Origin of the sequence: Pseudomonas sp. PIC25, assembly GCF_002286785.1 — a bacterium.
Classification (GTDB): domain Bacteria; phylum Pseudomonadota; class Gammaproteobacteria; order Pseudomonadales; family Pseudomonadaceae; genus Pseudomonas_M.
In genome coordinates, this window is sequence record NZ_MUJY01000172.1 from 34,460 (window position 1) to 61,044 (window position 26,585).

Genomic DNA, 26,585 nt, shown 5'->3' on the forward strand with positions numbered 1-26,585 from the left:
CGCAAGCTTCAAGGAAAAGCGCAGGCTATCTCACACTGACCCCACTTGCCGCTATTGCCGCTTGGCATGGTAGAGGCTGACGCTACGGAATTCCGCCGGCTCCGCCAGGTCCGGCCAGGTGCAGGCGTCGAGCACGGCCAGGCGCCGGTATAGCGGATGCTGGAAATCGCGTACCCGCGAGTCGGCCACCAACGCTTCGCGGCCCCGGCTGAGGAACTGGTCGAGCAGCGGCAAGTTGGCCCGGTCGTAGAGTACGTCGGCCACCAGGATCAGGTCGAAGCGGTCGGCCTCGGCAAAGAAGTCCTCCGAATACTGCAGGGCGACACCGTTCAGCGCGGCGTTGGCCCGGCAGGAATCCAACGCCAGCGGGTCGAGATCGCAGGCCACCACCTCCAGCGCGCCGGCCTTGGCCGCTGCGATGGCCGCCACGCCGGAGCCGGCGCCGAAATCCAGCACACGCTTGCCGCGCACCCATTCCGGCCGTTCCGCCAACCAGCGCGCCAGGGCCAGACCGCTGGCCCAGCAGAAGCTCCAGTACGGCGGCTCTTCCAAAATACGGCGGGTTTCTTCGGGGCTGAACGCGCGGTCCATGTTTGCCGCGTCGATCAGCCAGAGATGCAGGTCAGTGCCGGGCAGGGACTCGGCCACCAGGCGGGCGTCGCCCAGCAGTTCGCTCAGCGCGCGTTGCAGGTTGTCGGGTGCATTCATGGGGCGGGCACCAGCGAGAGGTCGCCGAGCACTTGGTTGGTGGGCGTGGGGATGGTGCGGGGCGGCAGGCGCAGGATCAGGCGCCCGGAATGGCTGGCGCGGCCACGCAGTTCGACGCGCGCGGCGCCGGGAAAGGCTTCCGGGTTGAAGCGCAGGGCGAACGCCAGCGGCGTGCCATCGGCCCGTCGGCTCAGGCTGGCCAGCAGCTTGCGCGGGCGGCCGCGCTCATCCACTTGCAGCAAGGCCAGCTCCACCTCGGCGCCGCTGGGGGCACCGAGCAGCCGTCCGCTGATCTCGCGCAAATGTGCCGGCAACGGCATCGGAGTATCGACAGGCGGCGCCGGGCTAACACTGGGAGCCGCCGCGGGCGGCGTGGCGGGCGTCACCGGCGTTGAGTCGGGCGCGCTGGCGCAGGCGCTGAGCAGGAGGGTAAGGGCCAGTAGGCGCAGGCGTATCGGCATGGGAAGCATCCATCGCAACCACGACAGTATGGCAGGGCCGCGGCCCTGCGAACGGGGCGCCTGTATAGCGCAAAAGCCTCGGCTTGTCTTGCCGGCGGGATGCGCTACCATGGGCCTCCTTTCATCCGTACTGCCTTCATCATGCACTGTCCTTTCTGCGGTGCCCACGACACCAAGGTCATCGATTCCCGCCTGGTCGCCGAGGGCGAGCACGTGCGCCGCCGCCGCGAATGCCTGGCCTGCGGCGAGCGCTTCACCACCTTCGAAACCGCCGAGCTGGTCATGCCCCGGCTGATCAAGCAGGACGGCAGCCGCCAGCCGTTCGACGAGGAAAAACTCCGCGCCGGCATGCAGCGGGCGCTGGAAAAGCGGCCGGTCAGCGTCGAGCGCCTGGAAGAGGCCATCGCCCATATCAAGCACAAGCTACGTGCCACCGGCGAGCGCGAGGTCAAGTCGCGAGTGCTGGGCGAACTGGTGATGGCCGAATTGCAGAAACTCGACGAAGTGGCCTACATCCGCTTCGCCTCGGTCTACCGGCGTTTCCAGGATCTCAACGAATTCCGCGAGGAAATCGAGCGCCTGGCCCGCGAGCCGTCGAAAGACTGATGCCGGCACTTCCCGATCAGGCCTACATGGCCCGAGCCCTGGAGCTGGCGCGCAAAGGGCTTTACTCCACCCACCCCAATCCCCGTGTCGGCTGCGTGATCGTGCGCGACGGCCGCATCGTTGGTGAGGGCTGGCATGCCCGCGCCGGCGAGCCCCACGCCGAAGTGCATGCCTTGCGCCAGGCCGGCGACAAGGCAAAAGGCGCGACCGCCTACGTGACGCTGGAGCCTTGCAGCCACCACGGCCGTACCCCGCCCTGTGCGGATGCGTTGGTGAACGCGGGAGTTGCCCGCGTGGTGGCAGCCATGCAGGACCCCAATCCACAGGTATCCGGCCGTGGCTTGCAGCGTCTGGCCGATGTCGGCATCGCCGTGCAGAGCGGCATGCTGGAGGCGGAAGCACGGGCGCTGAACGCCGGCTTCATCAAACGCATGGAGAAGGGCTTGCCCTTCGTCCGGGTCAAGCTGGCCATGAGCCTGGACGGCCGCACGGCGATGGCCAGCGGCGAAAGCCAGTGGATTACCGGCCCGGCCGCACGTGCCGCAGTGCAGCGCTTGCGGGCCCGGGCCAGTGTGGTGCTGACCGGGGCGGACACGGTGCTCGCCGATCAGGCGCGGCTGACGGTGCGCCCCGAGGAGCTGGGCCTCAATGCCGAGCTGACCGCCCTGGCGCTGATGCGTCCGCCGTTGCGCGTATTGGTCGACGGCCGCCTGCGGGTACCTCTGAGTGCGCCGTTCTTCCAGGTCGGACCGGCGTTGGTGGCGACGTGCGCGGCGGCATCGGCACGTGATCGTTTTCTCGAGGATGGCCACGAGCTGCTCGCCGTGCCAGGCAGTAACGGGCACGTGGACCTGAACCGGCTGCTGGTCGAACTGGCCGCGCGCGGCGCCAACGAGGTGCTGGTGGAAGCGGGACCACGGCTGGCCGGGGCTTTCGCCCGCCTCGGGCTGGTCGACGAGTACCAGCTCTTCGTCGCGCCGAAATTCCTCGGTTCCAGCGCCCGCCCGCTGCTCGACCTGCCGCTGGTGCGGATGGCCGAGGCGAAGGAATTGAAGATCACCGATATCCGCGCGGTCGGCGACGATTGGCGGATCACCGCCGTTCCGCTCTGACTGCCTTCAGTGTGGGTTGGCCGTGGCGCTCCAGTCGCGCACCAGGCCGCGGAACAGGGCGTCGATCAGCGCGGCGGTTTCCTGCAACGGATCGAACAGCAGCGGGTCGCGCGTCCAGTCGGTGAACAGACCAACGATGCCGGCATGCAGGGTACGTGCGGCCAGGCGTGGCGTCAGTCCCTGATGAAGACGTTCGGCGGAGCGTTCGAACAATTGCTCGCACAATGAAATGAACTGATTGACGAAGGCATTGTGTCGCTCTTCGGCGTCGCGCAGTTCGTCGGTGAATTCGCAGCGGTGCAGCAGGATGGTGAAGATGCGCCGTTTCTGCTCGTCCCGCGCCAGGTTTTCCACCGCCTCCACACACAGGTCACGCAACGCCATCAGTGGATTCTGGCCGTCGCAGCCGCACAGGCGTTCGGCGAGTTGCTCCGGCGGCAGGCGTACCTGGTTGAGCATTTCGTGGAACAGATGGGCCTTGTTCTGGAAGTGCCAATAGACCGCGCCTCGGGTCACCCCCGCTTCCCGCGCCACCTGTTCGAGGGTGGTGTGAGCCACGCCATTTTTCAGGAACAGAACTTCGGCCGCCGCCAGGATGGCGACGCGAGTCTGTTCGGCTTGTTCCTTGGTTCTACGCATACGAGGCGGCGATTCACGGCTAGGCTCTGTCGAGGGAACAGAGTGTAACGATTTTGCCGCCAATGGTCTGTTTACAAACGTGAATGTATGTAACAGCATCGGCACCTTTCCTGCGAATCGTATTCAAATTTCACTCGCTTCCGTCGTGCCTTGGAGCCCGTTATGCCTTCAGTCCGTCGCCTATCCCTCGTTCCGCTGTGCGCGCTCAGCGCTCTTATGACGGCAACCTCCGCCCAAGCTGCCGATGCCCAGCCAGCTCCTCCGCCGCCGGAGGTAGTGGTCGAAACGGCCAAGTCCGAAGCCATGCCGCTGGTGCTGGAATATTCCGGTCGCACCGCCGGCTACCGCGAAGTGGAAGTACGTGCCCAGGTCAGCGGCATCCTGCAGGAGCGCACCTACCAGGAAGGCAGCCGAGTGCAGAAGGGGCAGGTGCTGTTCCGCATCGATCCGCGTACCTACGAGGCGGCGTTGGCCCGCGCCAAGGGTGCGCTGGCCCAGGAACAGGCGCGCTATCGGCAGACCGAGCGTGACCTCAAGCGCATCCGCGAGCTACAGAAGAAAGGCTTCGCCAGCGAAAGCGAGCTGGATAACGCGGTGTCCAACTTCGAGCAGAGCAAGGCCAACGTCGAGGCCGCCGAAGCCGAGGTGAAGTCGCGCCAGATCGATCTCGACTACACCACCGTGGAAGCGCCGATCTCCGGCATTACCAGCCGCGAGACCCGTTCCGAAGGCAGCCTGGTGGTGGCCAGCGATCCGAACTCCAGCCTGCTCACCCAACTGACCCAGCTCGACCCCATCTACGTCAACTTCGCCTACCCGGACACCGAGGCGGAGCGCCTGCGCCAGGAAATGCAGACCGGCAAGCTGACCCTGCCGGAGAGCGGAAAACTGAACGTCGAGGTGAAGTTCGGCGACGGCTCCAGCTACCCCATGGAAGGCCAGGTCGACTTCACCGACAGTCTGATCGACCGCGGCACCGGTACCGTCAGTGCCCGTGCGGTGGTGCCCAATCCGGCGCAGAAGCTGCTGCCCGGCCAGTTCGTGCGGGTGCTGGTCAAGGGCCTGACCCGTCCGGATACCGTGACCGTGCCCGAGCGTGCGGTTTCCCAGGGGCCGCGCGGTACCTTCGTCTACGTGGTGGACGAGCAGGGCGTGGCGCGCGTGCGCCAAGTGAGCACCGGGCGCACCGCCAACGGCCGCTGGGTAATCGAATCCGGGGTCGATGCCGGTGACCGGGTGATCGTCGAAGGGCTGCCCAAGGTCCGCCCGGATACGCCGGTGAAGATCGCCGAAACCCCCGCCGCCCAGCCCAAGCAGTCCTGAGGAGCGTTCCCGTGATCTCACGCTTCTTCATCGACCGCCCGGTATTCGCCGCGGTCATTTCCATCGTCATCGTGCTCGCCGGCCTCGCCGCCATGCGCGCGCTGCCCATCGCCCAATACCCGCAGATCCTGCCGCCGCAGGTCTCGGTGACCGCCAACTACCCGGGCGCCAGCTCGCAGGTGATCGCGGAAACCGTCGCCGCGCCGCTGGAGCAACAGATCAATGGCGTGGAGGGGATGATCTACCAGTTGTCCAACTCCTCCAGCAGCGGACAGATGTCGCTCACCGTCTATTTCCAGGTCGGCACCGACCCGGACCAGGCCACCATCGACGTCAACAACCGGGTCCAGGCGGCCCTGGCCAAGCTGCCGGAGGAAGTGCGCCGGCAGGGCGTCAAGGTGCAGAAGAAGTCCTCGGACATTCTGCAGGTGGTGACGCTCTACTCGCCGGACAACTCGCGCGATCCCGTCTACATCAGCAACTACGCGTTGATCAACGTGATCGACGAGCTGAAGCGCCTGGACGGCGTCGGCGATGCCAGCCAGTTCGGCTCCAAGGATTATTCCATGCGCATTTGGCTGCGCCCGGACAAGCTGGCGCAGTACGACCTGACGCCCACCGACGTGGTCAATGCGATCCGCGAGCAGAACTCCCAGTTCGCCGCCGGCAGCTTCGGCCAGCAACCGATGAAGGAGGAGCAGGATTTCACCTACACGGTGACCACCCAGGGCCGTTTCACCGACCCGAAGGAGTTCGGCAGCGTCATTCTGCGCACCGACGAGACTGGCGCCAGCCTGCTGCTGAGGGATGTGGCGAGGATCGAACTGGGCGCCCAGGACTACTCCCTGGTGACCACCCTCAACGGCCAGCAGAACGCGGCGTTCGGTATCTACCTGCAACCGGGCGCCAACGCCCTGGACACCGCCGAGGCCGTCCGTAACACCATGGAGCGGTTGTCCAAGCGCTTCCCCGACGGCATCGCCTACAAAATCCCCTACGACACCACCAAATTCGTCAAGGTCTCCATCGAGGAGGTGGTGAAGACCTTCTTCGAGGCCCTGGTGCTGGTGGTGCTGGTGGTCTTCATCTTCCTGCAGAACTGGCGCGCCACGCTGATCCCGGTGCTGGCGATCCCGGTCTCTCTGATCGGCACCTTCGCCGGCATGTACATGCTCGGCTTCTCCATCAACCTGCTCACGTTGTTCGGCATGGTGCTGGCCATCGGTATCGTGGTGGACGACGCCATCGTGGTGATCGAGAACGTCGAGCGGGTGATGCGCACCCAGCGGCTCAGCGCCCGCGAGGCGTCGATCAAGGCGATGGAGGAGGTCACTGGGCCTATCGTGGCCATTGTCCTGGTGCTCTGCGCGGTGTTCATCCCGGTGGGCTTCCTCGGCGGCCTGGCGGGGCAGATGTACAAACAGTTCGCCATCACCATTGCGGTTTCGGTGGTGATCTCCGGCATCGTCGCCCTGACCCTGTCGCCGGCGCTCTGCGCGTTGCTGCTGAAGATGGAACACAAGGAGCCGGCGGCGCCGTTCCGCTGGTTCAATCGTGCCTTCGACCGGTTCACCGCGGGCTATGCCGCCGGCGTGCTGTTCTTCCTCAAGCGCTCGGTAATCGGCTTGCTGCTGTTCGGCGGGATGATCGCCATCATGGTGCTGCTGTTCAACCGCGTGCCCGGCTCGCTGGTGCCGGACGAAGACCAGGGATACGTGATCAATGCCTACTTCCTGCCGCCAGCGGCCTCGCTGACCCGCACCGACGCGCTGACCAGCGATGTCACCCGGCAGATGATGAAGCACCCAGCGGTGCAGGATGTGGTCACCTTCGCCGGTTTCGACGTACTCACCTTCGGCCAGCGCAGCAACGCCGGGGTGTCCTTCGTGCCGCTCAAGGACTGGAGCGAGCGCAAGACGGCGGAACTGGACGCACGCAACCTCACCCGTGAATTCATGGGCATGGGCGCGGCGCAGAAGGATGGTGTGGTGCTGTCCTTCAATCCGCCGCCGATCACTGGCATGAGCACCACCGGCGGCTTCGAGGCGTACATCCAGGACCGCAGCGGCGGCACCACCGAAGCCCTCGGCGAGAAGGTCCAGGCGTTCCTCGCAGCGGCAGCCAAGCGGCCGGAACTGGCCGGGGTGAACACCACCTTCAGCGCCAACGTGCCGCAGTACTACATCGACCTCGACCGCACCAAGGCCCGCGCCCTGGGCGTGCCGATCAACGATGTGTTCACCGCGATGCAGGCCACCTTCGGCAGCTATTACGTCAATGACTTCACCCTCTACGGGCGGACCTGGCAGGTCAGCCTGCAGTCGGAGTCGGAGTTCCGCCGCAAGCCGGAGGACCTGTCGCAGGTCTACGTGCGCTCCGCCTCCGGCGAACTGGTGCCGCTTTCCACCCTGGTGAAGGTGCGGCGCATCCTCGGACCGGACAGCTATGCGCGCTTCAACGTCTACCCGGCGGCGAAGATCCTCGGCGGCCCGGCGCCCGGCTACAGCTCCGGCCAGGCCCTGGCGGCGATGCAGGAGATCGCCGACGAGGTGCTCGGCGAGAACTACAGCATTGGCTGGATCGGTTCGGCCTACCAGGAACTGGCCAGCCAGGGCTCGGGCAGCACAGCATTCATCTTCGGCCTGATCATGGTGTTCCTGATCCTCGCCGCCCAGTACGAGCGCTGGACCCTGCCGCTGGCGGTGGTCACCGCGGTGCCCTTCGCGGTGTTCGGCGCGATTCTCGCGGTGTGGCTGCGCGGTATCCAGAACGACGTGTATTTCCAGGTCGGCTTGGTGACCCTGATCGGCCTGGGGGCGAAGAACGCCATTCTGATCGTCGAGTTCGCCGTGCTCTGCCGCGAGCAGGGCATGGGAATCTTCGAATCGGCGCTGGAGGCGGCCAAGCTGCGCTTCCGCCCGATCGTGATGACCTCGCTGGCCTTCATTCTCGGTTGCGTGCCGCTGGCGATCAGCACCGGGGCCGGTTCGGCCAGCCGGCACTCGATCGGCACCGGGGTGATCGGCGGGATGCTCGCCGCCACCCTGCTGGCGACGTTCGTCATCCCGATGTTCTACCTGCTGGTGGAGGCTGGGGCCGAGCGCCTGGGCCGGAGTCGCAGGAAGCAGGCGGTGCCCGCCCAGGCCGAGTGACTTGGCCGCCGGGAAACGCCGCCGTCCGTAAGGGCGGCGGCGTTTCGTCGTCTCAGAGAGGTTGAACAAATGAGCCCAAGAACGAACCTACGATGAATCTGCGAATCCTGTTGATCCTCGGTGCTCTCAGTGCCTTCGGCCCCCTGGCCATCGACTTCTACCTGCCCAGCTTCCCGACCCTGGCACGGGCATTCGCCACCGATGTCGAACACGTGCAGCTCTCCCTGGCCGCCTACTTCGCCGGCCTTGCCATCGGCCAACTGGGCTACGGGCCCATGGCCGACCGCTATGGCCGGCGTCGGCCGCTGTTGTTCGGCGTGGTGCTGTTCACCTTGGCCTCGCTGGGCTGCGCCCTGGCGCCGAACCTGGAATGGCTGATCGCCGCGCGGTTCGTCCAGGCCCTGGGCGGCTGCGCCGGCATGGTGATTTCCCGCGCAGTGGTGCGCGATCTCTGCGATCCGCTGGCCTCGGCCAAGGTGTTTTCGCAGCTCATGCTGGTCATGGGGCTGGCGCCGATCCTTGCGCCGCTCGCCGGCGGGTTGTTGCTGGATGTCTTCGGCTGGCAGTCGATCTTCTTCTGCCTGGCGCTGTTCAGCGCCCTGGTTGGTGCCGGTCTCGCCGCCTGGCTGCCGGAAACGCTGTCCGACGCCCAACCGCGAGCGCCGCTGCGCGGCAGCCTGGGGCGCTACGCCGCGCTGCTGCGCGACCGGGAATTCATTGCCTGCGGCCTGGCCGGTGGGGTGGCTATGGCGGGCATGTTCGCCTATATCGCCGGGTCGCCGTTTGTCTTCATCGAACTCTACGGCGTACCGGCGGAGCATTACGGCTGGCTGTTCGGCAGTAACGCGGCGGGCTTTATCCTGGCGGCGCAGGTCAACGCCCGGCTGCTGCGCTATCGTGGCCCGGGTTTCTGGCTGCGGCGCATGGTGTGGGTGTTTTTCCTCAGCGGCGTGGTGCTGCTCGGTCTGGCCCTGGCGCGGCCGGCGCAACTCTGGCCGTTGCTGATCCCGCTGTTCATCGCCATCGCCAGCCTCGGCTGCATCCTCCCCAACGCCTCGGCCTGCGCCATGGCCCACCAGGGCGCCCAGGCCGGCAGCGCCTCGGCCCTGATGGGCAGTCTGCAGTTCTGTGTGGCGGCGGGTGCTTCCAGTCTGGTCGGCGTGCTGCACGACGGCAGCGCGGTGCCTATGGCGGCAGTGATCACCCTCTGCGGCGGACTGGCGACGCTGCTGGCGTGGTACAGCGGACAGGTGAGCCGGACGGCCTGATTTTGGAGGGGTAGGTGCATTGCCACGTACCCAGCCCGCCGTAGGGGCGAATTCATTCTCCCCCTGCAGTCGAGTTGTGGATCAGGCGACGTGCTGGTCCCGTCTGGGCAGTGGATGCGGGGCGTGCAGGCGGGCTTCGAGGGTGCGGACGAAGTCGCGGGCTTCGGCTTCGCTGCGGAAGGTGACGCTATTCCGGCCCAGGCTCACTTGCCAGGTTTCGCCTTTGGCGGTCTTCAGGGAACGCACTTGAATCTCCATGGAGTAATCCTCCAGAGCGCGAAAAGGGGGAATAGGAGTCTAGCCCCGTCTCCCGCAGCCGCTCCGCTCAGAACTTTTTCCCCGACCGGCGGTCGCCCCATTGCGGTGCACCGCTACGACCAAAGGGGCATGGCCGACCGGCCAGACTCGCCCATACTGGTTCCATCCTCCATAACAACAATGAGAAGGCAGGACCATGAACTACCCGCACAGCCACGCGCGCTCTCTTCGCGAGCCCGCCGCATTCTGGGCCGAGCAGGCCGCCAGCGTCGCCTGGTATCGTACGCCCACCCAGGCCCTTATCGAGCGTCCGGACGGCACGCACCAGTGGTTTCCGGACGGTGAGCTGAACAGTTGCTACCTGGCCCTGGATCACCAGATCGAGCAAGGCCGCGGTGAGCAGGATGCGCTGATCTACGACTCCCCGGTGACCGGCCGTAAGGCCCGCTACAGCTTCCGTCAATTACGCGACGAGGTGGCGCGGCTGGCCGGCGCGTTGCGCGACCTGGGGGTGGGGAAGGGCGACGGGGTGATCATCTACATGCCCATGGTGCCCGAGGCGGCCATGGCCATGCTCGCCTGCGCGCGGATCGGCGCGGTGCACTCGGTGGTGTTCGGCGGTTTCGCGCCCCATGAACTGGCGGTGCGTATCGACGACGCCCGGCCCAAGCTGCTGCTCACCGCTTCCTGCGGGCTGGAGTTCGAGCGGGTGATCGAATACAAGCCGCTGGTGGACAAGGCCCTGGAGCAGGCCGGCCATCAGCCGGAGCATGTGTTGGTGCTGCAACGGCCGCAGGCCACGGCGGCGATGCGCGAAGGCCGCGATCTCGACTGGCAGGCCACCGTCGCCGATGCCAGCCCGGCGGACCCGGTGCCAGTGGCCAGCGGCGATCCGCTCTACATCATGTACACCTCGGGAACCACCGGTAAGCCCAAGGGCATCGTTCGCGAGAACGGTGGCCACGCCGTCGCCCTGCTGTTCGCCATGCGCCACGTCTACGGCATGCAGCCAGGCGAGACCTGGTGGGGTATCTCCGACGTGGGCTGGGTGGTGGGTCACTCGCTGATCGTCTACGGGCCGCTGATGAACGGCTGTACCACGGTGTTCTACGAGGGCAAGCCGATCCGCACGCCGGACGCCGGCGCTTATTGGCGGGTGGTGGAGGAGTATGGGGTCAACGCGCTGTTCTGCGCGCCTACCGCCATGCGCGCGATTCGCAAGGAAGACCCGCAAGGCGAGTTGCTGCGGCGCTACGACCAGCGTTCGCTGAAACAATTGTTCCTCGCCGGTGAGAAGCTCGATTCCAGTACCCATCAGTGGCTCGAAGCGCTCACCGGCAAGCCGGTGCATGACCACTGGTGGCAGACCGAAACCGGATGGCCGGTGACCGCGCCTTGCACCGGCATGGAAGATTTCGCCGCGCGGGCGGGATCGAGCAACCGTGCAGTGCCCGGTTATGACGTGCAGGTGCTGGACGACGAAGGCAAGCCGCTCGGGCCTAACCAGCAGGGCGCCATCGTCATCGCCCTGCCGCTGCCGCCCGGTTGCGCCCAGACCCTCTGGAACAACCACGAGCGCTACTTGGACGCCTACCTGCGTACCTACCCCGGCTACTACCACACCGGCGACGGCGGCTATCTGGACGACGAGGGGTTCGTCTACATCATGGGGCGCACCGACGACGTGATCAATGTGTCCGGCCACCGGCTCTCCACCGGCGAGATGGAGGACTTGGTGGCCCGGCACCCGGCAGTAGCGGAGTGCGCCGTGATCGGTGTGCACGACGAGCTGAAGGGGCAGGTTCCGCTGGGTCTGGTGGTGCTCAAGGATGGCGCCGGTCTCGCGGCCGATCGCCTGCAAAGCGAACTGGTGGCGACGGTCCGCGAGCAGATCGGCGCGCTGGCGTGCTTCCAGAAGGTGGCGGTGGTCAAGCGCCTGCCCAAGACCCGCTCCGGCAAGATTCTCCGCGCCGTGCTGCGCAAGATCGCCGACGGAGAAGCCTACAGCGTGCCGCCGACCATCGACGATCCGGCGATCCTCGATGAAATCGCCGAGGTGTTGCGTGCGTTCAAGGTTCCTGCCGGGATGAGTTCGGTTGCCCGCTGAGCTGCGCCGGGCGATAACCCGGTGGGAGCGAATTCATTCGCAAGGAAGGTGGAGCGCATCGCGAATGAATTCGCTCCCACAAAAAGCCCTGCGCGGGCGAACGCATTCGCCCACAGAGGGTAGGTCGATCACCCCGCTTCGCGGCGCGGCGAAGGCCAGGGATGTGGGGCCTGCAGGCGTGCTTCCAGGGTAGCGACGAAGCGCCGGGCTTCGGTTTCGCTGGAAAAGCGCACGCTATGCTGGTCGATACGGACCTGCCAGGGGCTGTTCGGCGCGGGTGAGAGCGGCTGGATGAGAATTTTCATGACGGTTCTCCTGCATGCGGGGTCGCACAGGGCCGCCCCAGTGTAGGACCGCTTCGTGACCAGGAAATGATCCAGGTCAAGCCCGGGCATCAAGGCGCTGATACGCATTCTCAGCGGGCTTGTGACGGATTCCCGAGTGCGGCAGGATGCATTGCCCGCCTGGCACCGCTCAGGCGGGCGCCATCGATCGGGCCGCCCATGGCCATGACAACAAACGAAAGGATGACATCCATGCGCAAACTGCTGCTGCTCTCCCTCGCTCTGTCCAGCCCCCTGGCCTTCGCCGGCCCCGAATGCACCAAAGCCGATAAAGCCGAGTGGCAGGACCAGGCCAAGTTCCAGGAAGACCTCAAGGCCCAGGGCTACGAGATCAAGAAATTCAAGGTCACCGGCGGCAACTGCTACGAGATCTACGGCTGGGACAAGGACAAGCGCAAGGTCGAGATCTACTTCGATCCGGTCAGCGGCAAGGCTGTGAAGGAAGAGATCGAGGACTGATCCCGTGAGTCGTGAAACCCTGCGCCTGTGGGACCCGCTGGTACGCCTGTGTCACTGGTCCTTCGCCGGTGCCTTCATCGCTAACTACTTCTTCACCGAAGAAGGCGACGACTGGCACAACTGGATCGGCTACTACGCCGTGGTCTGCCTGGTGGTGCGGCTGGTGTGGGGTTTCGTCGGTTCGCCGGCGGCGCGCTGGTCGGACTTCTGGCCGACCCCGGCGCGCCTTGCCGAACATGCCCGGGCGCTGCTCACCGGGCGCCCTTACCATCGCCTCGGGCATTCGCCCATCGGCGGGCTGGTGATGATCCTGATGATGCTGCTGCTCCTGGGGCTCGGTGTCACCGGCTTCCTGATGCAGGAAGTCGATTACTTCTGGGGCGAAGACCTGCCGCTGGAGATCCATGCCTTCTTTGCCAACACGTTGCTGGCGCTGGTCTGCATACACCTGGCCGCCGCTCTCTACGAAAGCGTCCGCCTGCGGGAAAACCTGCCGCTGTCGATGATTACCGGCAAGCGCCGCCGCCTGGACTGACGGCGCGGCCGTACCACGACCTCAGACCAGGCGTGCGTCCAGGCTGTTCTGCGCCAGCCGTCTGGCCTGATCCTGGCTCATGCCCAGGCTGTCGTGCAGCGCGGCGAAGTTCTCCGTGACATAACCGCCGAAATACGCCGGGTCGTCCGAATTCACTGTCACTTTCACGCCCATTTCCAGCAGCTCGAGGATGTTGTGCCGGGACATGTCTTCGAACACGCAGAGCTTCACGTTGGACAGCGGGCAGACGGTCAGCGGGATTTGCTCTTCGATCAACCGGTCGAGCAGCCTGGGGTCTTCCGCCGCGCGCACGCCATGGTCGATGCGACTGACCTTGAGCAGGTCCAGGGCTTCCCAGATGTATTCCGGCGGGCCTTCCTCGCCGGCATGGGCAACGGTGAGGAAGCCTTCCGCACGAGCCCGGTCGAACACGCGCTGGAACTTGCTCGGCGGATGGCCCTTCTCCGAGCTGTCCAGGCCGACGGCGATGAAGGCGTTGCGGTAGACCAGCGCCTGGTCGAGGGTCTTCTGTGCTTCCTCTTCGCTGAGGTGGCGGAGAAAGCTGAGGATCAGCCCGCTGCTGATGCCGAGGCGCTCGCGGCCGTCCTTGAGCGCCTGGCTGATGCCGGCCAGCACCACCTCGAAGGGGATGCCGCGGTCGGTGTGGGTCTGCGGGTCGAAGAACGGTTCGGTGTGGATGACGTTCTGTGCCTTGCATTTCTGCAGGTAGGCCCAGGTCAGGTCGTAGAAATCCTGCTCGGTGCGCAGCACATCCGCGCCCCGGTAGTAGAGGTCGAGGAACTCCTGCAGGTTGTTGAAGGCATAGGCGCTGCGCAGGCTGTCCACGTCCGGCCAGGGCAAGGCGATGCCATTGCGCTCGGCCAGGGCGAACAGCAGCTCGGGCTCCAGCGAGCCTTCCAGGTGCAGGTGCAGTTCGGCCTTGGGCAGGGCGTTGAGCCAGTCGTACATGATCGCGTCCCCTGTTTCGAAAAGAGCATAGCTTCAAGCGACAAGCCTTGGGCTGCAAGCGCCGGCTACGTGCCCGACGGAACTGCCCGGCGATCCGGGCGGTCGGGTTCATAGAGCCGGAAAGAAGCTGACGGCCCTTCCGGCGGGAGGCGTGAACGGCGCCATCGACGGGGCGCGGACGACTGCGGAGGTGAAACGGCACCCATGCTGGCCCTACTGAAACAGGAGCGCTTCCTGCTGATCGCGCTGGCCGTGGCGCTGCTCACCTATCCGCTCGAGCATAGCCTGCTGGCGGCGGGGCGAATGGCTGCCCTGGCCACTGCCGGCGTACTGGTGTTGACCATTGTCCTGGCGTCCATGCGCGTCGCCCATCACGCGGAAATCCTCGCCGAGAAGGTCGGCGACCCCTACGGCAGCATGATCCTCACCCTCTCGGCGGTGCTGGTGGAGGTGGTGATCCTCGGCATCATGATCAGTCATGCGCCTTCGCCGACGCTGGTGCGCGACACCATCTACGCGGCGGTCATGCTCGACCTCAACGGCATCCTCGGCCTGGCCGCGCTGATCGGCGGCTTCAAGCACGGCGAGCAGCCGTACAACAACGACTCCGGGCGCACCTACGTGGTGATGATCCTCACCGCCATGGGAATTTCCATGGTGGTGCCGGAGTTCATTCCGCGTCGGTATTGGGAGGCTTACTCGGTATTCACCATCGGCGCCATGCTGATGCTTTACGGCGTGTTCCTGCGCATGCAGGTGGGGCCGCACAGTTACTTTTTCAGCTACAGCTACCCGGAGAAGAAGAAAAAGACCGTGACCGCGCCGCACCACGAGGGCAGCCGCGGCCAGTCCATCGCTCTGCTGGTGGCGGGCATCGTGCTCATCGGCGTGCTGGCCGAGGTGATGTCCAAGTCCCTCGACGCCGGCCTGGAAGGCATCGCCGCCCCTCCGGTGCTGGCGGCCATTCTGGTGGCGGCGATTTCCGCCAGCCCGGAAATCCTCACCGCTCTGCGCGCGGCCCTGGCCAACCGTATGCAGTCGGTGGTCAACATCGCCCTCGGCGCCTCGCTGTCCACCGTGATCCTCACCGTGCCGGTGATGGAAGGCCTGGCCCTCTACAGCGGCCAACCGTTCCAGATGGCGATGAGCCCGGTGCAGACGGTGATGATGTTCATCACCCTGATCGCGGCGGCAATCAATCTCGGCGATGGCGAAACCAACGCCATCGAGGGGATGACCCACTTCGTGCTGTTCGCCACCTTCGTCATGCTGTCGTGCCTGGGGTTGTAGAGGGAATTGTCGTCGGGCCGTCGATCGTAGCCCGGATAAGCGAAGCGCAATCCGGGAATCCAGTACCAGCACAGGTCACCAGGGAATGCTCTCGCCCTGGTAATCGATATAACGATGGCCACCGCTCCCCCGGGCGCGGTCGATCTGCTCCACCATGCCTCGGCAACTGGTTTCCACATCCAGCGGTGCTTCCTCGCCGCCCATGTCGGTGCGTACCCAGCCGGGGTGCATCGATAGCACGGTCAGCGGCGTCTCGCCCAGCTCGGCCACGAAACTGCGCGTCAGCGAGTTGAGCGCGGCCTTGCTGGCGCTGTACAGCGGCAGGTCGCCGGCATGGGCGCCGACGCTGCCGAGGGCCGAGGTCATGAAAACCAACACGCCCTTGGTCGGCTCCACTCGCTCGACCAGCCGCTCCGCGAGGCGTATCGGCGCCACCGCGTTGGTCATGAACAGCTCCGCCACTTCGGCCGTCGTGGCATGGCTGGCCGACTGGTGCGCCGGGCCGGACACACCGGCGTTGATGAACAGCAGGTCCAGGGAGGTGCCGGCCAGGTTCTGCGCCAGGGCCTCCAGCGACACGCGGTCGTTCATATCCAGTTTCTCGATGCGCACGCCGGCGATCGCGGTGAGTTGGCTGGCGCGCTGCGGTTCGCGCACCGTGGCGATCACCTGCCAGCCCTCGGCGCTCAGTTGCTTGACCAGGCCCAGGCCGAGCCCTCGGGAGGCTCCGACCACCAAAGCCGTCTTGGTGTCTGCCATCTCGCTTTGCTCCTTCGTCTGGTGAAAAGACTCAGCATAGCGTCTGGACCAGGCGGTGCCGCCGACCGGCGGCGTGCCATTCGTCCCCTGGCGCCGAGAGGAGGCGGATGCGGGCGGCTCGAATGGAGACGAGAGCCGCCGAGGTAACCGCTCATGAATCCGTTCAAACCGATGCTGCCACTGTGCCTGTTCTGGCTGCCTGCCGTTCTTTGGGCGGCCCCCTACAATCCCGCTATGTGGAACCTGACCGTGCCGGTGAAGGGCGCCGAAGGTTTCGCCGCTACCATCGACACGCCAAGCCTGCCCGGGTACAGCTCCGAGTATTTCAGTGCCAACGACGAACGCATCCAGTTCTGGGCGCCAGTGACCGGCGCTACTACCGACAGCAGCGGCTTCCCCCGTGCGGAACTGCGCGAAGCCTACAAGGACGGCCGGTTGCGCAACTGGAACTACCGGGACGCGGTGAACACCCTGGAGGCCCGGGTATCCGTCGAGCAAATCCCGAGCAGCGGGCGCATCGCCATCGGCCAGATCCATGTCTTTCAACGCAGCACGCCGCTGCTGATCGTTTACTACAACAAGGGCGACATCGAAGCGCGGGTACGCCCGGTGTTCGGTAAGACGCCGAACGAGCCGGTGCTGCTGGTGAGCAAGGTACCCCTGGGCAAGCGCTTCAGCTACAAGGCGGTGCTGGACAGTAGAGGCAAGCTGACCGTCAGCGCCAGCTATGGCGACAAGTCATCCAGCCTGAACCTGCCTATCGATTCGAGCTGGGCGTCGCAATCGCTCTATTTCAAGGCCGGCGCCTACGTGCAGGACAATTCGGGGCCGTCCAGCGAAGGCGGGCGGGTAAGCTTCTACTCACTGAAGGCTTCACACCTGTGAAGTGCCTGTTTTGGTGAGCTCTGGCCCAAATCGGTTCTCGCCAGCGCACAAGGCTGGTGCGAAGCGGAGGGCTCCGGTCTGACGAAGAGCTGTACAGAAAATGATCAGTGCGCGTCAGGCGCCGTCAGCCCTGGCTTCCGTTCAGGCGTCCCCGGTTTATCCACAACCTTATCCCCGGATCGCGTGGACAATCGCGGCGCAATGCCACTACCACGTCGAAAAGATTTCCGCAAAGGAAAAATTACAGGAAATCAGTTGCTTATCTTGAAAAACCGGGTCCCGCAGTGGGTTGGATAATTTGCATACAACGGCCCGGAGCCCCGATTGGGCCGGCCTTTCCGGCAGCCATCCCCGTCTTGTCCACAAAACTGTCCACACCTTTTGTGGGCAAAATCGGTGCGTTTTTTTATGAGGGATAACGTGTGGCGAGGCTTCGACGGGCAAATTCATCCTCCCTCTACAAGACGGCGACAATCTGGTCTGTAGCCCGGATAAGCCTTGGCGCAAGCCGGGACGCTGAACTCCCGGATTGCGCTTCGCTTATCCGGGCTATGGTTGATGCTTTCACGGGCTCATCGCCCAATGAAATCCAACCTAAAGCCGTCGCAACTGCTCCCGCCCACGGCTGATGTCGGCCAGCAATCGCTCCAGGCCGGCGACATGACGTTCCGGGAGCGCCAGGGTGAGCCGGGCGCCGTCGGCGCCGAAGGTTTCCGTTTCGATCAGGGCCTCGAAGTCGGCGAGGCGGGATTTCAACAGGGCCAGCTCGGCGAATCCGCAGTGGCAGGCACAGCGCGTACGCTGTACCAGTTCCACCGCCACACCGCCCTGCAAGCACTTGGCGGCGCTGCCGCCGTAGGCGCGGGCCAGGCCGCCGGTACCGAGTTGGATGCCGCCGTACCAGCGGGTGACCACCACGGCTACCTGGTCGAAACCCTGCCCTTCGATGGCGGCCAGGATCGGTCGCCCAGCGGTGCCGCCGGGCTCGCCATCGTCATTGAAGCGGTATTGGTTGCCGATTTTCCAGGCCCAGCAGTTATGCGTCGCGGCGGGGTCGCTGACGCGGGCGATGAACGCCTGGGCCTCCTCGGCACTGGCCACGGCAGCGGCTTGGGCGAGGAAGCGGCTCTTGCGAATCTCTTCGCGGTAATCGGCGGGAGCGGCGAGGGTGACGGCCATGGGCGAAGCGGGCGTGGCGGCTGGAGGCGCAGTGTACCCGCATCGGAACGGGGCGTGCGCCCCGCACGCGGCTACTTGGCCGGAGGCGTCAGCCCGCAGCCCTTGAGGATGATGTGGATCAGGTTGTCCGTGGCGACGGCGAAATCTTCCTTGGTCAGCTTCTTGCGGCCGGTCAGGCGGCAGATCTGGCTGGAAAAGTCGGCGTAATGCTGGGTGCTGCCCCAGAGCAGGAAAATCAGGTGCACCGGATCGATGGGGTCCATCTTGCCAGCGGCGATCCAGGCTTCGAACACCGCGGCGCGGCCACGGAACCAGTCGCGGTAGTCCTGGCTGAAATGTTCGGACAGGCATTCGCCGCCGCTAATGACTTCCATAGCGAAGAGCTTCGAGGCCAGCGGCTGGCGGCGGGAGAATTCCATCTTGGCGCGGATGTAGTTCGCCAAGGCCGCGGCGGGGTCGCTGTCGGCGTTCAGATGGCTGAAAGCGCTGTCCCAGAGATCGAGGATGTTGCGCATCACTTCGACGTATAGGCCCAGCTTGTTATTGAAGTAGTAATGCAGATTGGCCTTGGGCAGCCCCACGCGCAGGGCGATGGTGTTCATGCTGGTGCCTTTGAAGCCGTGGCGGGCGAACTCCTCGGTGGCAGCGGCAAGAATGGCTTCTTCGTTCTTCTGGCGGATGCGGCCGGCGGGCTTGCTGGCGGGAAGGGTCTTCGCGGGCACTTCTACGGTCATGGGCTTTCCGGACGGTTGATGAAGCGGAGCGTGTGCACTGATAGCGCACTGCTGGCGATGACACAAGCGTTGTAGGGGATAAAAAGCCCAGCAGCGGACCAACCGCACTGTCGATGCGTGAACCGGCGCGTTCGTGCACCAAAAGAGGTCGTGTCGGTCGGGCACTAAAGCGCAACGGCGTTGCCGAATGCCTCGCCGCGCGACAGGGGAGAGCGGCCATTCGCAACAGGAGTAATGACGTGACCCACAACTGGCTGATCCGAGGCGCCAGCGCCATCCTCACCGGGCTTTCCGGCAGTGCGGCGCGTAATGCCGGGCCGGACATGCGTATCGTCGATGGGCGCATCGCCGCCTTCGGCCAGCTCGAGCCGCAGCCCGACGAGACGATCATCGAGGCCCGCGATTGCGTGATCTATCCCGCCTGGATCAACACTCATCACCACCTCTTCCAGTCGTTGCTCAAGGGCGTACCCGGCGGGCTCGACTGCAACCTCGGCGACTGGCTGCCGGCGGTGCCGCAACGTTTCCACGGTGCCTTCGACGAGCGCAGCTTCCGCCTCGCCGCGCGTATTGGACTGATCGAGCTGGCGCGCTCCGGCTGCGCCACGGTGGCCGACCATCACTACCTGTACTGGTCCGGCATGCCTTTCGACGGCGCCGCCATCCTCTTCGAAGAGGCCGAGCGGCTGGGCCTGCGCTTCGTGCTCTGCCGTGGCGGCGCGACCCATGTGCGCCCGCCGCGCCCGGACTCGCCCCAGGGCTGGCGCCTGGAACACCTCGACGCCTACCTGGCCGACGTCGAACGGCTGGTGGCCGCCTACCACGACCCGTCCGCCGACGCCCGGCGCCGGGTGGTCATGGCGCCCACCAGCCCACCGTACTCCATGACCTCCGCCGGCCTGCGCGAAGCCGCCGATACCGCGCGGCGCCTGGGCATCCGACTGCACAGTCACCTGTCGGAAACGGTCGATTACCTGGACGAGGTGCCGGAGCGCCACGGCATGACGCCGGTGGCTTATTGCGCCGAGCACGGGTGGCTGGGCGAGGACGTCTGGTTCGCCCATCTGGTCAAGCTGCTGCCGGAGGAAATCGAATTGCTCGGCGCCACCCGCACCGGTATCGCCCATTGCCCGCAGAGCAATGCCCGCCTGGGCAGCGGCATCGCCGACGTGGCGGCGCTGGAAGCGGCCGGCGTGCGCGTTTCCCTCGGCGTAGATGGCGCGGCGTCCAACGAGGCCTGCGACATGATCAGCGAGACCCACGCCGCCTGGCTGCTACAGCGCGCCAAGGCCGGCGAGCGCGCACGGCCGCGCTGTGATGGCGGCACGGAAGAGGGCGGCGCTCAGGCGGTGGCGGCGGAGGACGTGGTGCGCTGGGCCACGGCCGGCGGCGCCCGGGTGCTCGGCCTGGACGCCCTGGGCACGCTGGAGATCGGCCAGGCGGCGGACATCGCCGTATTCCACTTGGGCGATCCCCGTTACTTCGGCCTGCACGATCCGGCGCTGGGCCCGGTGATCGGCGCTGGCCGACCGCACCTGCGAGCTTTACTGGTGGGGGGGCGGCGGGTGGTGGAAGACGACCGTATTCCGGGCCTCGATCTGCAGGAACTCGGCGCTCGGGCGCGGGAGGCCGTGCTGGAGTTGCGGCGGCGGGTGGGGGCGTGAGATGCCCTCTCCCCAGCCCTCTCCCATAAATGGAAGAGGGGGCAGTCCGAACCTGGACGTGATGCCGATGCACGTCATCGCTCCTCTCTTCCGTTCACGGGAGAGGGTAATCGAGCCGCCCGCTCATCCCGTCTCCGCCAGCGCCTCGAGAAAGCTCTCCAGCACCAGATGCGGTCGCCGTCCCTTGCGGGTCACCGAGGCCAGGCTGAGGTCATAGAAGCGTGTCGCCGGCTTCAATGCGCGCAGGCGGCCTTCCTGCACCCATTGACGGGCATAGTGGTCCGGCAGGTAGCCGATGTAACGCCCAGTGAGGATCAGGAAGGCCATGCCTTCGCGGTCCGAGGCGCTGGCCGTGCAGTTCAGTGCCTGGTAATGAGCCTGGATCTCCGCCGGCAGGCGGAAGGTCGGGGCGATGGCGTCCTGGCCGTTCAGGCGTTCGTCGCCGAGCTGCGCTTCGTCCGCATAGAACAGCGGATGGCCCACCGCGCAGTAGAGCTGCGAGCGCTCGTCGTACAGCGGCGCGTATTCCAGCCCGGAGAGCGCTCCTGCCTGCGGCACCACGCCGACGTGCAGACGGCCGTCGAGTACACCCTGTTCCACTTCGCTGGGTGGAATCATGCGGATCTGGATGCGCACCTCCGGTCCGCGCTCCTTCAGCCGCGCCAGGGCATGGGTGATGCGCATGTGCGGCACGGTCACCAAGTTGTCGGTGAGGCCGATGTTCAGCTCGCCGCGCAGTTGCCGGTGCAGGCCGTTCACCTCGGTACGGAAGGTCTCCAGCGCACTGAGCAACTGCTGCGAGGCCTGATACACCTCTCGGCCTTCCTCGGTCAGGGCGAAGCCGGCACGCCCGCGCTGGCACAGACGCAAGCCGACGCGCTGCTCCAGATCGCTCATCTGCTGGCTGATGGCCGAGCGGCCGATGCCCAGCACGCTCTCGGCGGCTGAAAAGCCCCCGCAGTCCACCACAGTGCGGAACAGCTTCAGCAGACGGATATCGAAATCGCTGACCTGGGCCAGCGGATCGGCGCGGCGTGTGCTCATAAGTTTAGTAATCAGTGAACAAAAGATCGGAAAAGTCAGGTTTTACCGACTTTATGTCCGTGGCACTGTCCTCGGCAACACCTCCTGCGGGAAGCGAATGAGTTCGCTCCCTCAAAGAACAATGAACCGCACCTTGCGAGGCCGCCGATGAACATGCCGCAGACCAACGCTCCGTCGATCGCCAGCCAGCTCAAGCTGGACGCCCACTGGATGCCCTTCACCGCCAACCGCGCCTTCCAGCGCGACCCGCGGATCATCGTCGGCGCCGAAGGCAGCTGGCTGATCGACGACCAGGGCCGACGCGTCTATGACAGCCTCTCCGGTCTGTGGACCTGTGGCGCCGGGCACAGCCGCAAGGAAATCCAGGAGGCCGTGGCCAAGCAGCTCGGCACCCTCGACTACGCCCCGGCCTTCCAATACGGCCATCCGCTGTCCTTCAAGCTCGCCGAGAAGATCGCCGACCTGCTGCCGGGCGACCTGAACCATGTGTTCTTTACCGATTCCGGCTCCGAATGCGCCGACACCGCCATCAAGATGGCCCGTGCCTACTGGCGCCTGAAAGGCCAGCCGGCGAAGACCAAGCTGATCGGCCGTGCCCGTGGCTACCACGGCGTCAACGTCGCCGGCACCTCCCTCGGCGGCATCGGCGGCAACCGCAAGATGTTTGGCGCGCTGATGGACGTCGACCACCTGCCGCACACCTTGCAACCCGGCTTGGCTTTCACCAAGGGCATGGCCGAGACCGGCGGCGTGGAGCTGGCCAACGAACTGCTCAAACTGATCGAGTTGCACGACGCTTCCAACATCGCCGCGGTGATCGTCGAGCCCATGTCCGGCTCCGCCGGCGTCATCGTGCCGCCCAAGGGCTACTTGCAGCGTTTGCGCGAGATTTGCGACCAGCACAACATCCTGCTGATCTTCGACGAAGTGATCACCGGTTTCGGCCGTATGGGCGCCTACAGCGGCGCGGAATACTTCGGCGTCGTCCCGGACCTGCTCAACGTCGCCAAGCAGATCACCAACGGCGCCGTCCCCATGGGGGCGGTGATCGCCAGCCGTGAGATCTACCAGACCTTCATGAACCAGGCGACGCCGGACTACGCGGTGGAATTCACCCACGGCTACACCTACTCCGCCCACCCCGTGGCTTGTGCCGCGGGCCTCGCCGCGCTGGAGCTGCTGGAGAAGGACAACCTCGTGCAGCAGGCCGCCGCCCTGGCCCCGCACTTCGAGAAGGCCATCCACGGCCTGAAGGGCACCAGGCACGTGGTGGACATCCGCAACTGCGGCCTGGCCGGCGCTCTCCAGCTCGCCCCGCGCGACGGCGACGCCATCGTCCGCCCCTACGAGGCCGGCATCGCCCTGTGGAAGGCCGGCTTCTACGTGCGCTTCGGTGGCGACACCCTGCAATTCGGCCCGACCTTCAACGCCAAGCCGGAAGACCTCGACCGCGTGTTCGATGCGGTGGGGGAAGTATTGAACGGGTTGAGTTGATACCTGTAGGGGCGAATTTATTCGCCTGATGCGCACAGATTGACCACGTCGCCGCCTGTGGAAACGCCCCTCAGTCACCAAGGCGAACACCGACAACCACAACGGAGCCACCTCATGTCCCAGATTCCGCACCTGATCCACGGCGAACGAATCCCCGGCAGCGGCCGCCACGCCGACGTCTACAACCCGTCCACCGGGCAGGCCATCCACCAGGTCGCCCTGGCAGATCGCGCCACCGTCCAACAGGCCATCGACTCGGCCAAGGCCGCCTTCCCGTCTTGGCGCAACACCCCGCCGGCCAAGCGTGCCCAGGTCATGTTCCGTTTCAAGCAACTGCTGGAGCAGAACGAAGCGCAAATCGCCCGGCTGATCAGCGAAGAACACGGCAAAACCCTCGAAGATGCGGCCGGGGAGCTCAAGCGCGGTATCGAAAACGTCGAGTACGCCTGCGGCGTGCCGGAGTTGCTCAAGGGCGAATACAACCGCAACGTCGGCCCCAACATCGACGCCTGGAGCGACTTCCAGCCGCTGGGCATCGTTGCCGGAATCACCCCGTTCAACTTCCCGGCCATGGTCCCGCTGTGGATGTACCCGCTGGCCATCGCCTGCGGCAACTGCTTCATCCTCAAGCCGTCCGAGCGCGACCCCAGCTCTACCCTGCTCATCGCCGAACTGCTGCACCAGGCCGGCCTGCCCAAGGGCGTGCTCAACGTCGTGCACGGCGACAAGGAAGCGGTGGACGCGCTGATCGAAGCGCCGGAGGTCAAGGCCCTCAGCTTCGTCGGTTCCACCCCCATCGCCGAATACATCTATGCCGAGGGCGCCAAGCGCGGCAAGCGCGTCCAGGCCCTGGGAGGCGCCAAGAACCATGCCGTGCTGATGCCCGACGCCGACCTGGACAACGCCGTCAGCGCGCTGATGGGCGCGGCCTACGGCTCCTGTGGCGAGCGCTGCATGGCGATCTCCGTGGCCGTTTGCGTGGGTGACCGGATCGCCGATGCGCTGGTCGAGAAGATCGTCCCGCAGATCCAGGCCCTGAAAGTCGGTGCCGGCACCTGTAACGGCCTGGACATGGGCCCGTTGGTCACCGCCGCCGCTCGCGACAAGGTGGTCGGTTATATCGACGACGGCGTTGCCGCTGGCGCGAAGCTGGTGGTGGATGGCCGCGACTATCGCGTCGCCGGCCATGAGGATGGCTACTTCGTCGGCGGTACCCTGTTCGACCACGTCACCCCGGGCATGCGCATCTACCAGGAGGAAATCTTCGGCCCGGTGCTCTGCATCGTCCGCGTCGACAGCCTCGAACAGGCCATGCAACTGATCAACGACCACGAATACGGCAACGGCACCTGCCTCTTCACCCGCGACGGCGAAGCGGCCCGGTTGTTCTGCGACGAAATCGAAGTCGGCATGGTCGGCATCAACGTCCCCTTGCCGGTGCCGGTGGCCTACCACAGCTTCGGCGGCTGGAAGCGTTCCCTGTTCGGCGATCTCCACGCCTACGGGCCGGACGGCGTGCGCTTCTACACCCGCCGCAAGGCCATCACCCAGCGCTGGCCACAACGTGCCAGCCACGAGGCCGCGCAATTTGCGTTTCCGAGTAATGGTTGAGATAGGGTGGTAGGAAAAGGCCAGTCGGGAGATTGGCCTTTTTCGTTGGGCGATGGTTCCACGCTCCGCGTGGGGACCCCTCCGGGGACGCTCCGCGTCCCACAGACGCGGAGCGTCTGAACCTGCATTCCCACGCGGAGCGTGGGAACGATCATTCAGTGCGAATGACGACGGGGCGATACGACGATGGTTCCCACGCTCTGCATGGGGACCCCTCCGGGGACGCTCCGCGTCCCACAGACGCAGAGCGTCTGGACCTGCATTCCCACGCGGAGCGCGGGAACGATCATTCAGTGCGAATGACGACGGGGCGATAAGACGATGGTTCCCACGCTCCGCGTGGGAACCCCTCCAGGGGACGCTCTGCGTCCCACAGACGCGGAGCGTCTGAGCCTGCATCCCACGCGGAGCGCGGGAACGATCAACGAACCGGTGGTAGTGCTCAGTATCGCTGCGACAAGCGTAGCGGTTTGTCCGCTCCGGCTTGAGCTATCGATCGCGGCGCCATTACTATGCTATCGCTGCTCAGGGACGAACGCATCGATGGAACCGCGTCTGCCGTCCCGGCGGCCTGTCCGGACGTTCCGGTTCCTCCCTTCTGCAAAAGGACTTTTCCATGCGTCACCTGCTCTGCCTTTCACTGTTCGCCCTTGTCCTTACCGGCTGTGCTTCGTCGGCCAATATCGGTGGCATGACCGTGGCGGACACCCAGGCCCAAAGCCAAACCTATTCCCCGGCACTGAAAGAGAATGTTCAGGTCAGCGACGTGGAAGGTGGGAAGAAAACCAACCCGATGTGGACCTCTGAGATCGACGGTCCCGACTTCAAGGCAGCGCTGTCGGATTCGCTGAACAAGGCGGGCCTGCTGAGCACTGCCGGCAATGCTCCCTACACGCTCAAGGCCAAGCTGGTGCGTGTCGACCAGCCGGTGTTCGGCATGGATTTCAAAGTCACCAGCGATGTCGAGTACAGCCTGATCGATAACGCCAGCGGCAAGGAAATCTTCCGTGAAGTGCTGAGCACGCCGTACACCGCCACGGTCAGCGATGCCTTCGTTGGCGTCACCCGCCTGCGCCTGGCCAACGAAGGGTCGGCGCGTGAAAACATCGCCGCGCTGCTCAAGCGCCTCAGTGCGCTGAACATCGAGGCCGGTCAGGTTTCGTTGAAGCAATAAGTATTGATGTAGCTTTGACGATGGTTCCCACGCTCCGCGTGGGAACGATCCCGCCTCGTTATCACCGGCCCCGGCAAACAGGGCCCGTTCCTTGCTATCGCCTTGATCGTCCGGGTGCGTGCCCCGGAGACATAGACCGATAGCCCAACGGGAGCCCTTTCGATGAACACTGCCAGCATCGCCGATTTCATGACCAAGGATTTCGCCACCATCCGCCCCGACATGCCGGTCGTGCAGGCGGCGCGCAGGTTGGCGCGCTACCGCATTCTCGGTGGACCGGTGACCGATGCGCAGGGCAAGCTGCTGGGCTGGATTTCCGAGCAGGAGTGCCTGCAAGTGGCTATCCAGGTGGCTTACTACAACCAGCGCGTGGCCACGGTGCGCGACATCATGCGCACCGACGTGCTCAGTGTGACGCCCGAAACCGACCCGATGACCCTGGCGCAGCAGATGCTCGGCGACAAGCCGAAGAGCTACCCAGTGGTGGATGCCGGCGGCAAGGTGATCGGTGTGATCACCCGCCGGCACATCCTCAAATTGCTCGATAAACTGATGGCGCCGGCGCTTTCCCGTTCTGCTTGAGTTGCACCGCTGCAGTGCGAAGATGAGCCGAACGCGCCCGAACGTGCACCAATATGTTCGGGTTCTCGAAGGAGCCGGTCATACCCATGCTCTGCGTGGGTACGTCTCCCGGGACGCTCCGCGTCCCACAGACGCGGAGCGTCTGGGCCTGCATTCCCACGCGGAGCGTGGGAACGATCGAATGCTCGGGCTCACGAAAAAACTGATCGTCCCCATGCTCTGCGTGGG

At 65.4% G+C, this 26,585-nt stretch carries 25 protein-coding genes; 15 read left to right on the top strand and 10 right to left on the bottom strand.

Features of this window, described 5'->3' with window-relative positions; translation table 11 throughout:
* Window positions 1-51: 51 nt before the first annotated feature.
* Together BZL41_RS22495 and BZL41_RS22500 are read right to left on the bottom strand one after the other, a co-directional pair.
* A complete protein-coding gene (locus BZL41_RS22495; RefSeq protein ID WP_095601321.1) occupies window positions 52-708 on the bottom strand; it encodes a methyltransferase in 657 nt (218 codons plus the stop codon).
* Entirely contained in the window at window positions 705-1,169 is a 465-nt protein-coding gene (locus BZL41_RS22500; protein WP_095601322.1) for a YbaY family lipoprotein, read from the bottom strand. The genes BZL41_RS22495 and BZL41_RS22500 overlap by 4 nt, the downstream gene beginning before the upstream one ends.
* 141 nt (window positions 1,170-1,310) lie before the next feature.
* Here BZL41_RS22500 and nrdR point away from each other — a divergent pair, with 141 nt between their 5' ends.
* Both nrdR and ribD read left to right on the top strand, forming a co-directional pair.
* A complete protein-coding gene (gene nrdR / locus BZL41_RS22505; RefSeq protein ID WP_084339600.1) occupies window positions 1,311-1,775 on the top strand; it encodes a transcriptional regulator NrdR in 465 nt (154 codons plus the stop codon).
* On the top strand, window positions 1,775-2,887 hold the full coding sequence (gene ribD, locus BZL41_RS22510) for a bifunctional diaminohydroxyphosphoribosylaminopyrimidine deaminase/5-amino-6-(5-phosphoribosylamino)uracil reductase RibD (protein ID WP_095601323.1): 1,113 nt from the start codon (window positions 1,775-1,777) through the stop codon (window positions 2,885-2,887). The genes nrdR and ribD overlap by 1 nt, the downstream gene beginning before the upstream one ends.
* Before the next feature lie 6 nt (window positions 2,888-2,893).
* Here ribD and BZL41_RS22515 read toward each other — a convergent pair whose 3' ends face one another.
* On the bottom strand, window positions 2,894-3,526 hold the full coding sequence (locus BZL41_RS22515; RefSeq protein WP_095601324.1) for a TetR family transcriptional regulator: 633 nt from the start codon (window positions 3,524-3,526) through the stop codon (window positions 2,894-2,896).
* A gap of 162 nt (window positions 3,527-3,688) precedes the next feature.
* On the opposite strand from BZL41_RS22515, the gene BZL41_RS22520 reads away from it, so the two are divergent.
* The 3 genes from BZL41_RS22520 to BZL41_RS22530 all read left to right on the top strand — a co-directional run bounded on the left by BZL41_RS22520 (window position 3,689) and on the right by BZL41_RS22530 (window position 9,269).
* Entirely contained in the window at window positions 3,689-4,849 is a 1,161-nt protein-coding gene (locus BZL41_RS22520) for an efflux RND transporter periplasmic adaptor subunit (protein ID WP_095601325.1), read from the top strand.
* A gap of 11 nt (window positions 4,850-4,860) precedes the next feature.
* A complete protein-coding gene (locus BZL41_RS22525; RefSeq protein WP_095601326.1) occupies window positions 4,861-8,001 on the top strand; it encodes an efflux RND transporter permease subunit in 3,141 nt (1,046 codons plus the stop codon).
* 92 nt (window positions 8,002-8,093) lie between these two features.
* Window positions 8,094-9,269 (top strand): multidrug effflux MFS transporter, encoded by a 1,176-nt coding sequence (locus BZL41_RS22530; RefSeq protein ID WP_095601327.1) that lies wholly within the window; start codon window positions 8,094-8,096, stop codon window positions 9,267-9,269.
* 81 nt (window positions 9,270-9,350) lie between these two features.
* On the opposite strand, the gene BZL41_RS28690 is transcribed toward BZL41_RS22530, so the two are convergent.
* Window positions 9,351-9,527 (bottom strand): hypothetical protein, encoded by a 177-nt coding sequence (locus BZL41_RS28690; protein ID WP_168191057.1) that lies wholly within the window; start codon window positions 9,525-9,527, stop codon window positions 9,351-9,353.
* A gap of 196 nt (window positions 9,528-9,723) precedes the next feature.
* On the opposite strand from BZL41_RS28690, the gene BZL41_RS22535 reads away from it, so the two are divergent.
* The gene (locus tag BZL41_RS22535) at window positions 9,724-11,634 is read left to right on the top strand and encodes a propionyl-CoA synthetase (protein ID WP_095601328.1); all 1,911 of its coding nucleotides are present in this window, start codon (window positions 9,724-9,726) and stop codon (window positions 11,632-11,634) included.
* A gap of 128 nt (window positions 11,635-11,762) precedes the next feature.
* Here the strand turns inward: BZL41_RS22535 and BZL41_RS28695 are convergent, their stop codons facing one another.
* On the bottom strand, window positions 11,763-11,939 hold the full coding sequence (locus tag BZL41_RS28695; protein WP_168191058.1) for a hypothetical protein: 177 nt from the start codon (window positions 11,937-11,939) through the stop codon (window positions 11,763-11,765).
* 231 nt (window positions 11,940-12,170) lie between these two features.
* On the opposite strand from BZL41_RS28695, the gene BZL41_RS22540 reads away from it, so the two are divergent.
* Together BZL41_RS22540 and BZL41_RS22545 are read left to right on the top strand one after the other, a co-directional pair.
* Window positions 12,171-12,437 (top strand): PepSY domain-containing protein, encoded by a 267-nt coding sequence (locus tag BZL41_RS22540; RefSeq protein WP_084339596.1) that lies wholly within the window; start codon window positions 12,171-12,173, stop codon window positions 12,435-12,437.
* A 4-nt stretch (window positions 12,438-12,441) separates the two neighbouring features.
* Entirely contained in the window at window positions 12,442-12,972 is a 531-nt protein-coding gene (locus tag BZL41_RS22545) for a cytochrome b/b6 domain-containing protein (RefSeq protein WP_095601329.1), read from the top strand.
* Window positions 12,973-12,993: 21 nt separating this feature from the next.
* Here the strand turns inward: BZL41_RS22545 and BZL41_RS22550 are convergent, their stop codons facing one another.
* Window positions 12,994-13,941 carry an adenosine deaminase gene (locus tag BZL41_RS22550; RefSeq protein WP_095601330.1) on the bottom strand — a complete coding sequence of 316 codons (948 nt, stop codon included), beginning with the start codon at window positions 13,939-13,941 and terminating at the stop codon, window positions 12,994-12,996.
* Between the two features lie 204 nt (window positions 13,942-14,145).
* Here BZL41_RS22550 and BZL41_RS22555 point away from each other — a divergent pair, with 204 nt between their 5' ends.
* The gene (locus BZL41_RS22555; RefSeq protein ID WP_095601331.1) at window positions 14,146-15,231 is read left to right on the top strand and encodes a calcium:proton antiporter; all 1,086 of its coding nucleotides are present in this window, start codon (window positions 14,146-14,148) and stop codon (window positions 15,229-15,231) included.
* A gap of 75 nt (window positions 15,232-15,306) precedes the next feature.
* On the opposite strand, the gene BZL41_RS22560 is transcribed toward BZL41_RS22555, so the two are convergent.
* Window positions 15,307-15,990 carry an SDR family oxidoreductase gene (locus BZL41_RS22560; protein ID WP_095601332.1) on the bottom strand — a complete coding sequence of 228 codons (684 nt, stop codon included), beginning with the start codon at window positions 15,988-15,990 and terminating at the stop codon, window positions 15,307-15,309.
* A 153-nt stretch (window positions 15,991-16,143) separates the two neighbouring features.
* On the opposite strand from BZL41_RS22560, the gene BZL41_RS22565 reads away from it, so the two are divergent.
* The gene (locus BZL41_RS22565; RefSeq protein WP_095601333.1) at window positions 16,144-16,875 is read left to right on the top strand and encodes a polysaccharide lyase family 7 protein; all 732 of its coding nucleotides are present in this window, start codon (window positions 16,144-16,146) and stop codon (window positions 16,873-16,875) included.
* Between the two features lie 594 nt (window positions 16,876-17,469).
* Here the strand turns inward: BZL41_RS22565 and BZL41_RS22570 are convergent.
* Together BZL41_RS22570 and BZL41_RS22575 are read right to left on the bottom strand one after the other, a co-directional pair.
* Complete coding sequence (locus BZL41_RS22570) at window positions 17,470-18,054, bottom strand: YigZ family protein (RefSeq protein ID WP_095601334.1); 585 nt, start codon at window positions 18,052-18,054, stop codon at window positions 17,470-17,472.
* Window positions 18,055-18,125: 71 nt separating this feature from the next.
* On the bottom strand, window positions 18,126-18,788 hold the full coding sequence (locus BZL41_RS22575) for a TetR/AcrR family transcriptional regulator (RefSeq protein ID WP_095601335.1): 663 nt from the start codon (window positions 18,786-18,788) through the stop codon (window positions 18,126-18,128).
* A gap of 239 nt (window positions 18,789-19,027) precedes the next feature.
* Between BZL41_RS22575 and BZL41_RS22580 the strand changes: the two genes are divergently transcribed.
* Window positions 19,028-20,452: an amidohydrolase family protein gene (locus BZL41_RS22580; protein WP_256578226.1), complete on the top strand. Its 1,425-nt coding sequence runs from the start codon at window positions 19,028-19,030 to the stop codon at window positions 20,450-20,452.
* A gap of 123 nt (window positions 20,453-20,575) precedes the next feature.
* On the opposite strand, the gene BZL41_RS22585 is transcribed toward BZL41_RS22580, so the two are convergent.
* Entirely contained in the window at window positions 20,576-21,496 is a 921-nt protein-coding gene (locus BZL41_RS22585; protein ID WP_095601337.1) for a LysR family transcriptional regulator, read from the bottom strand.
* A gap of 147 nt (window positions 21,497-21,643) precedes the next feature.
* Here BZL41_RS22585 and BZL41_RS22590 point away from each other — a divergent pair, with 147 nt between their 5' ends.
* The 4 genes from BZL41_RS22590 to BZL41_RS22605 all read left to right on the top strand — a co-directional run bounded on the left by BZL41_RS22590 (window position 21,644) and on the right by BZL41_RS22605 (window position 26,357).
* Entirely contained in the window at window positions 21,644-22,990 is a 1,347-nt protein-coding gene (locus BZL41_RS22590) for an aspartate aminotransferase family protein (RefSeq protein WP_095601338.1), read from the top strand.
* Between the two features lie 114 nt (window positions 22,991-23,104).
* The gene (locus tag BZL41_RS22595; RefSeq protein ID WP_095601339.1) at window positions 23,105-24,601 is read left to right on the top strand and encodes a CoA-acylating methylmalonate-semialdehyde dehydrogenase; all 1,497 of its coding nucleotides are present in this window, start codon (window positions 23,105-23,107) and stop codon (window positions 24,599-24,601) included.
* 616 nt (window positions 24,602-25,217) lie between these two features.
* Window positions 25,218-25,775, top strand: a complete 558-nt coding sequence (locus BZL41_RS22600) for a hypothetical protein (RefSeq protein ID WP_256578227.1) — start codon at window positions 25,218-25,220, stop codon at window positions 25,773-25,775.
* A gap of 162 nt (window positions 25,776-25,937) precedes the next feature.
* Window positions 25,938-26,357, top strand: a complete 420-nt coding sequence (locus tag BZL41_RS22605) for a CBS domain-containing protein (RefSeq protein ID WP_095601340.1) — start codon at window positions 25,938-25,940, stop codon at window positions 26,355-26,357.
* Window positions 26,358-26,585 lie beyond the last annotated feature (228 nt).

What these genes read in the sequence shown, in the direction of transcription:
- BZL41_RS22495 (WP_095601321.1), bottom strand. Translation starts at nt 708, where the DNA reads ATGAATGCACCCGACAACCTGCAACGCGCGCTGAGCGAACTGCTGGGC.
- BZL41_RS22500 (WP_095601322.1), bottom strand. Translation starts at nt 1,169, where the DNA reads ATGCCGATACGCCTGCGCCTACTGGCCCTTACCCTCCTGCTCAGCGCC.
- nrdR (WP_084339600.1), top strand. Translation starts at nt 1,311, where the DNA reads ATGCACTGTCCTTTCTGCGGTGCCCACGACACCAAGGTCATCGATTCC.
- ribD (WP_095601323.1), top strand. Translation starts at nt 1,775, where the DNA reads ATGCCGGCACTTCCCGATCAGGCCTACATGGCCCGAGCCCTGGAGCTG.
- BZL41_RS22515 (WP_095601324.1), bottom strand. Translation starts at nt 3,526, where the DNA reads ATGCGTAGAACCAAGGAACAAGCCGAACAGACTCGCGTCGCCATCCTG.
- BZL41_RS22520 (WP_095601325.1), top strand. Translation starts at nt 3,689, where the DNA reads ATGCCTTCAGTCCGTCGCCTATCCCTCGTTCCGCTGTGCGCGCTCAGC.
- BZL41_RS22530 (WP_095601327.1), top strand. Translation starts at nt 8,094, where the DNA reads ATGAATCTGCGAATCCTGTTGATCCTCGGTGCTCTCAGTGCCTTCGGC.
- BZL41_RS28690 (WP_168191057.1), bottom strand. Translation starts at nt 9,527, where the DNA reads ATGGAGATTCAAGTGCGTTCCCTGAAGACCGCCAAAGGCGAAACCTGG.
- BZL41_RS22535 (WP_095601328.1), top strand. Translation starts at nt 9,724, where the DNA reads ATGAACTACCCGCACAGCCACGCGCGCTCTCTTCGCGAGCCCGCCGCA.
- BZL41_RS28695 (WP_168191058.1), bottom strand. Translation starts at nt 11,939, where the DNA reads ATGAAAATTCTCATCCAGCCGCTCTCACCCGCGCCGAACAGCCCCTGG.
- BZL41_RS22540 (WP_084339596.1), top strand. Translation starts at nt 12,171, where the DNA reads ATGCGCAAACTGCTGCTGCTCTCCCTCGCTCTGTCCAGCCCCCTGGCC.
- BZL41_RS22550 (WP_095601330.1), bottom strand. Translation starts at nt 13,941, where the DNA reads ATGTACGACTGGCTCAACGCCCTGCCCAAGGCCGAACTGCACCTGCAC.
- BZL41_RS22555 (WP_095601331.1), top strand. Translation starts at nt 14,146, where the DNA reads ATGCTGGCCCTACTGAAACAGGAGCGCTTCCTGCTGATCGCGCTGGCC.
- BZL41_RS22560 (WP_095601332.1), bottom strand. Translation starts at nt 15,990, where the DNA reads ATGGCAGACACCAAGACGGCTTTGGTGGTCGGAGCCTCCCGAGGGCTC.
- BZL41_RS22565 (WP_095601333.1), top strand. Translation starts at nt 16,144, where the DNA reads ATGAATCCGTTCAAACCGATGCTGCCACTGTGCCTGTTCTGGCTGCCT.
- BZL41_RS22570 (WP_095601334.1), bottom strand. Translation starts at nt 18,054, where the DNA reads ATGGCCGTCACCCTCGCCGCTCCCGCCGATTACCGCGAAGAGATTCGC.
- BZL41_RS22575 (WP_095601335.1), bottom strand. Translation starts at nt 18,788, where the DNA reads ATGACCGTAGAAGTGCCCGCGAAGACCCTTCCCGCCAGCAAGCCCGCC.
- BZL41_RS22585 (WP_095601337.1), bottom strand. Translation starts at nt 21,496, where the DNA reads ATGAGCACACGCCGCGCCGATCCGCTGGCCCAGGTCAGCGATTTCGAT.
- BZL41_RS22590 (WP_095601338.1), top strand. Translation starts at nt 21,644, where the DNA reads ATGAACATGCCGCAGACCAACGCTCCGTCGATCGCCAGCCAGCTCAAG.
- BZL41_RS22595 (WP_095601339.1), top strand. Translation starts at nt 23,105, where the DNA reads ATGTCCCAGATTCCGCACCTGATCCACGGCGAACGAATCCCCGGCAGC.
- BZL41_RS22600 (WP_256578227.1), top strand. Translation starts at nt 25,218, where the DNA reads ATGCGTCACCTGCTCTGCCTTTCACTGTTCGCCCTTGTCCTTACCGGC.
- BZL41_RS22605 (WP_095601340.1), top strand. Translation starts at nt 25,938, where the DNA reads ATGAACACTGCCAGCATCGCCGATTTCATGACCAAGGATTTCGCCACC.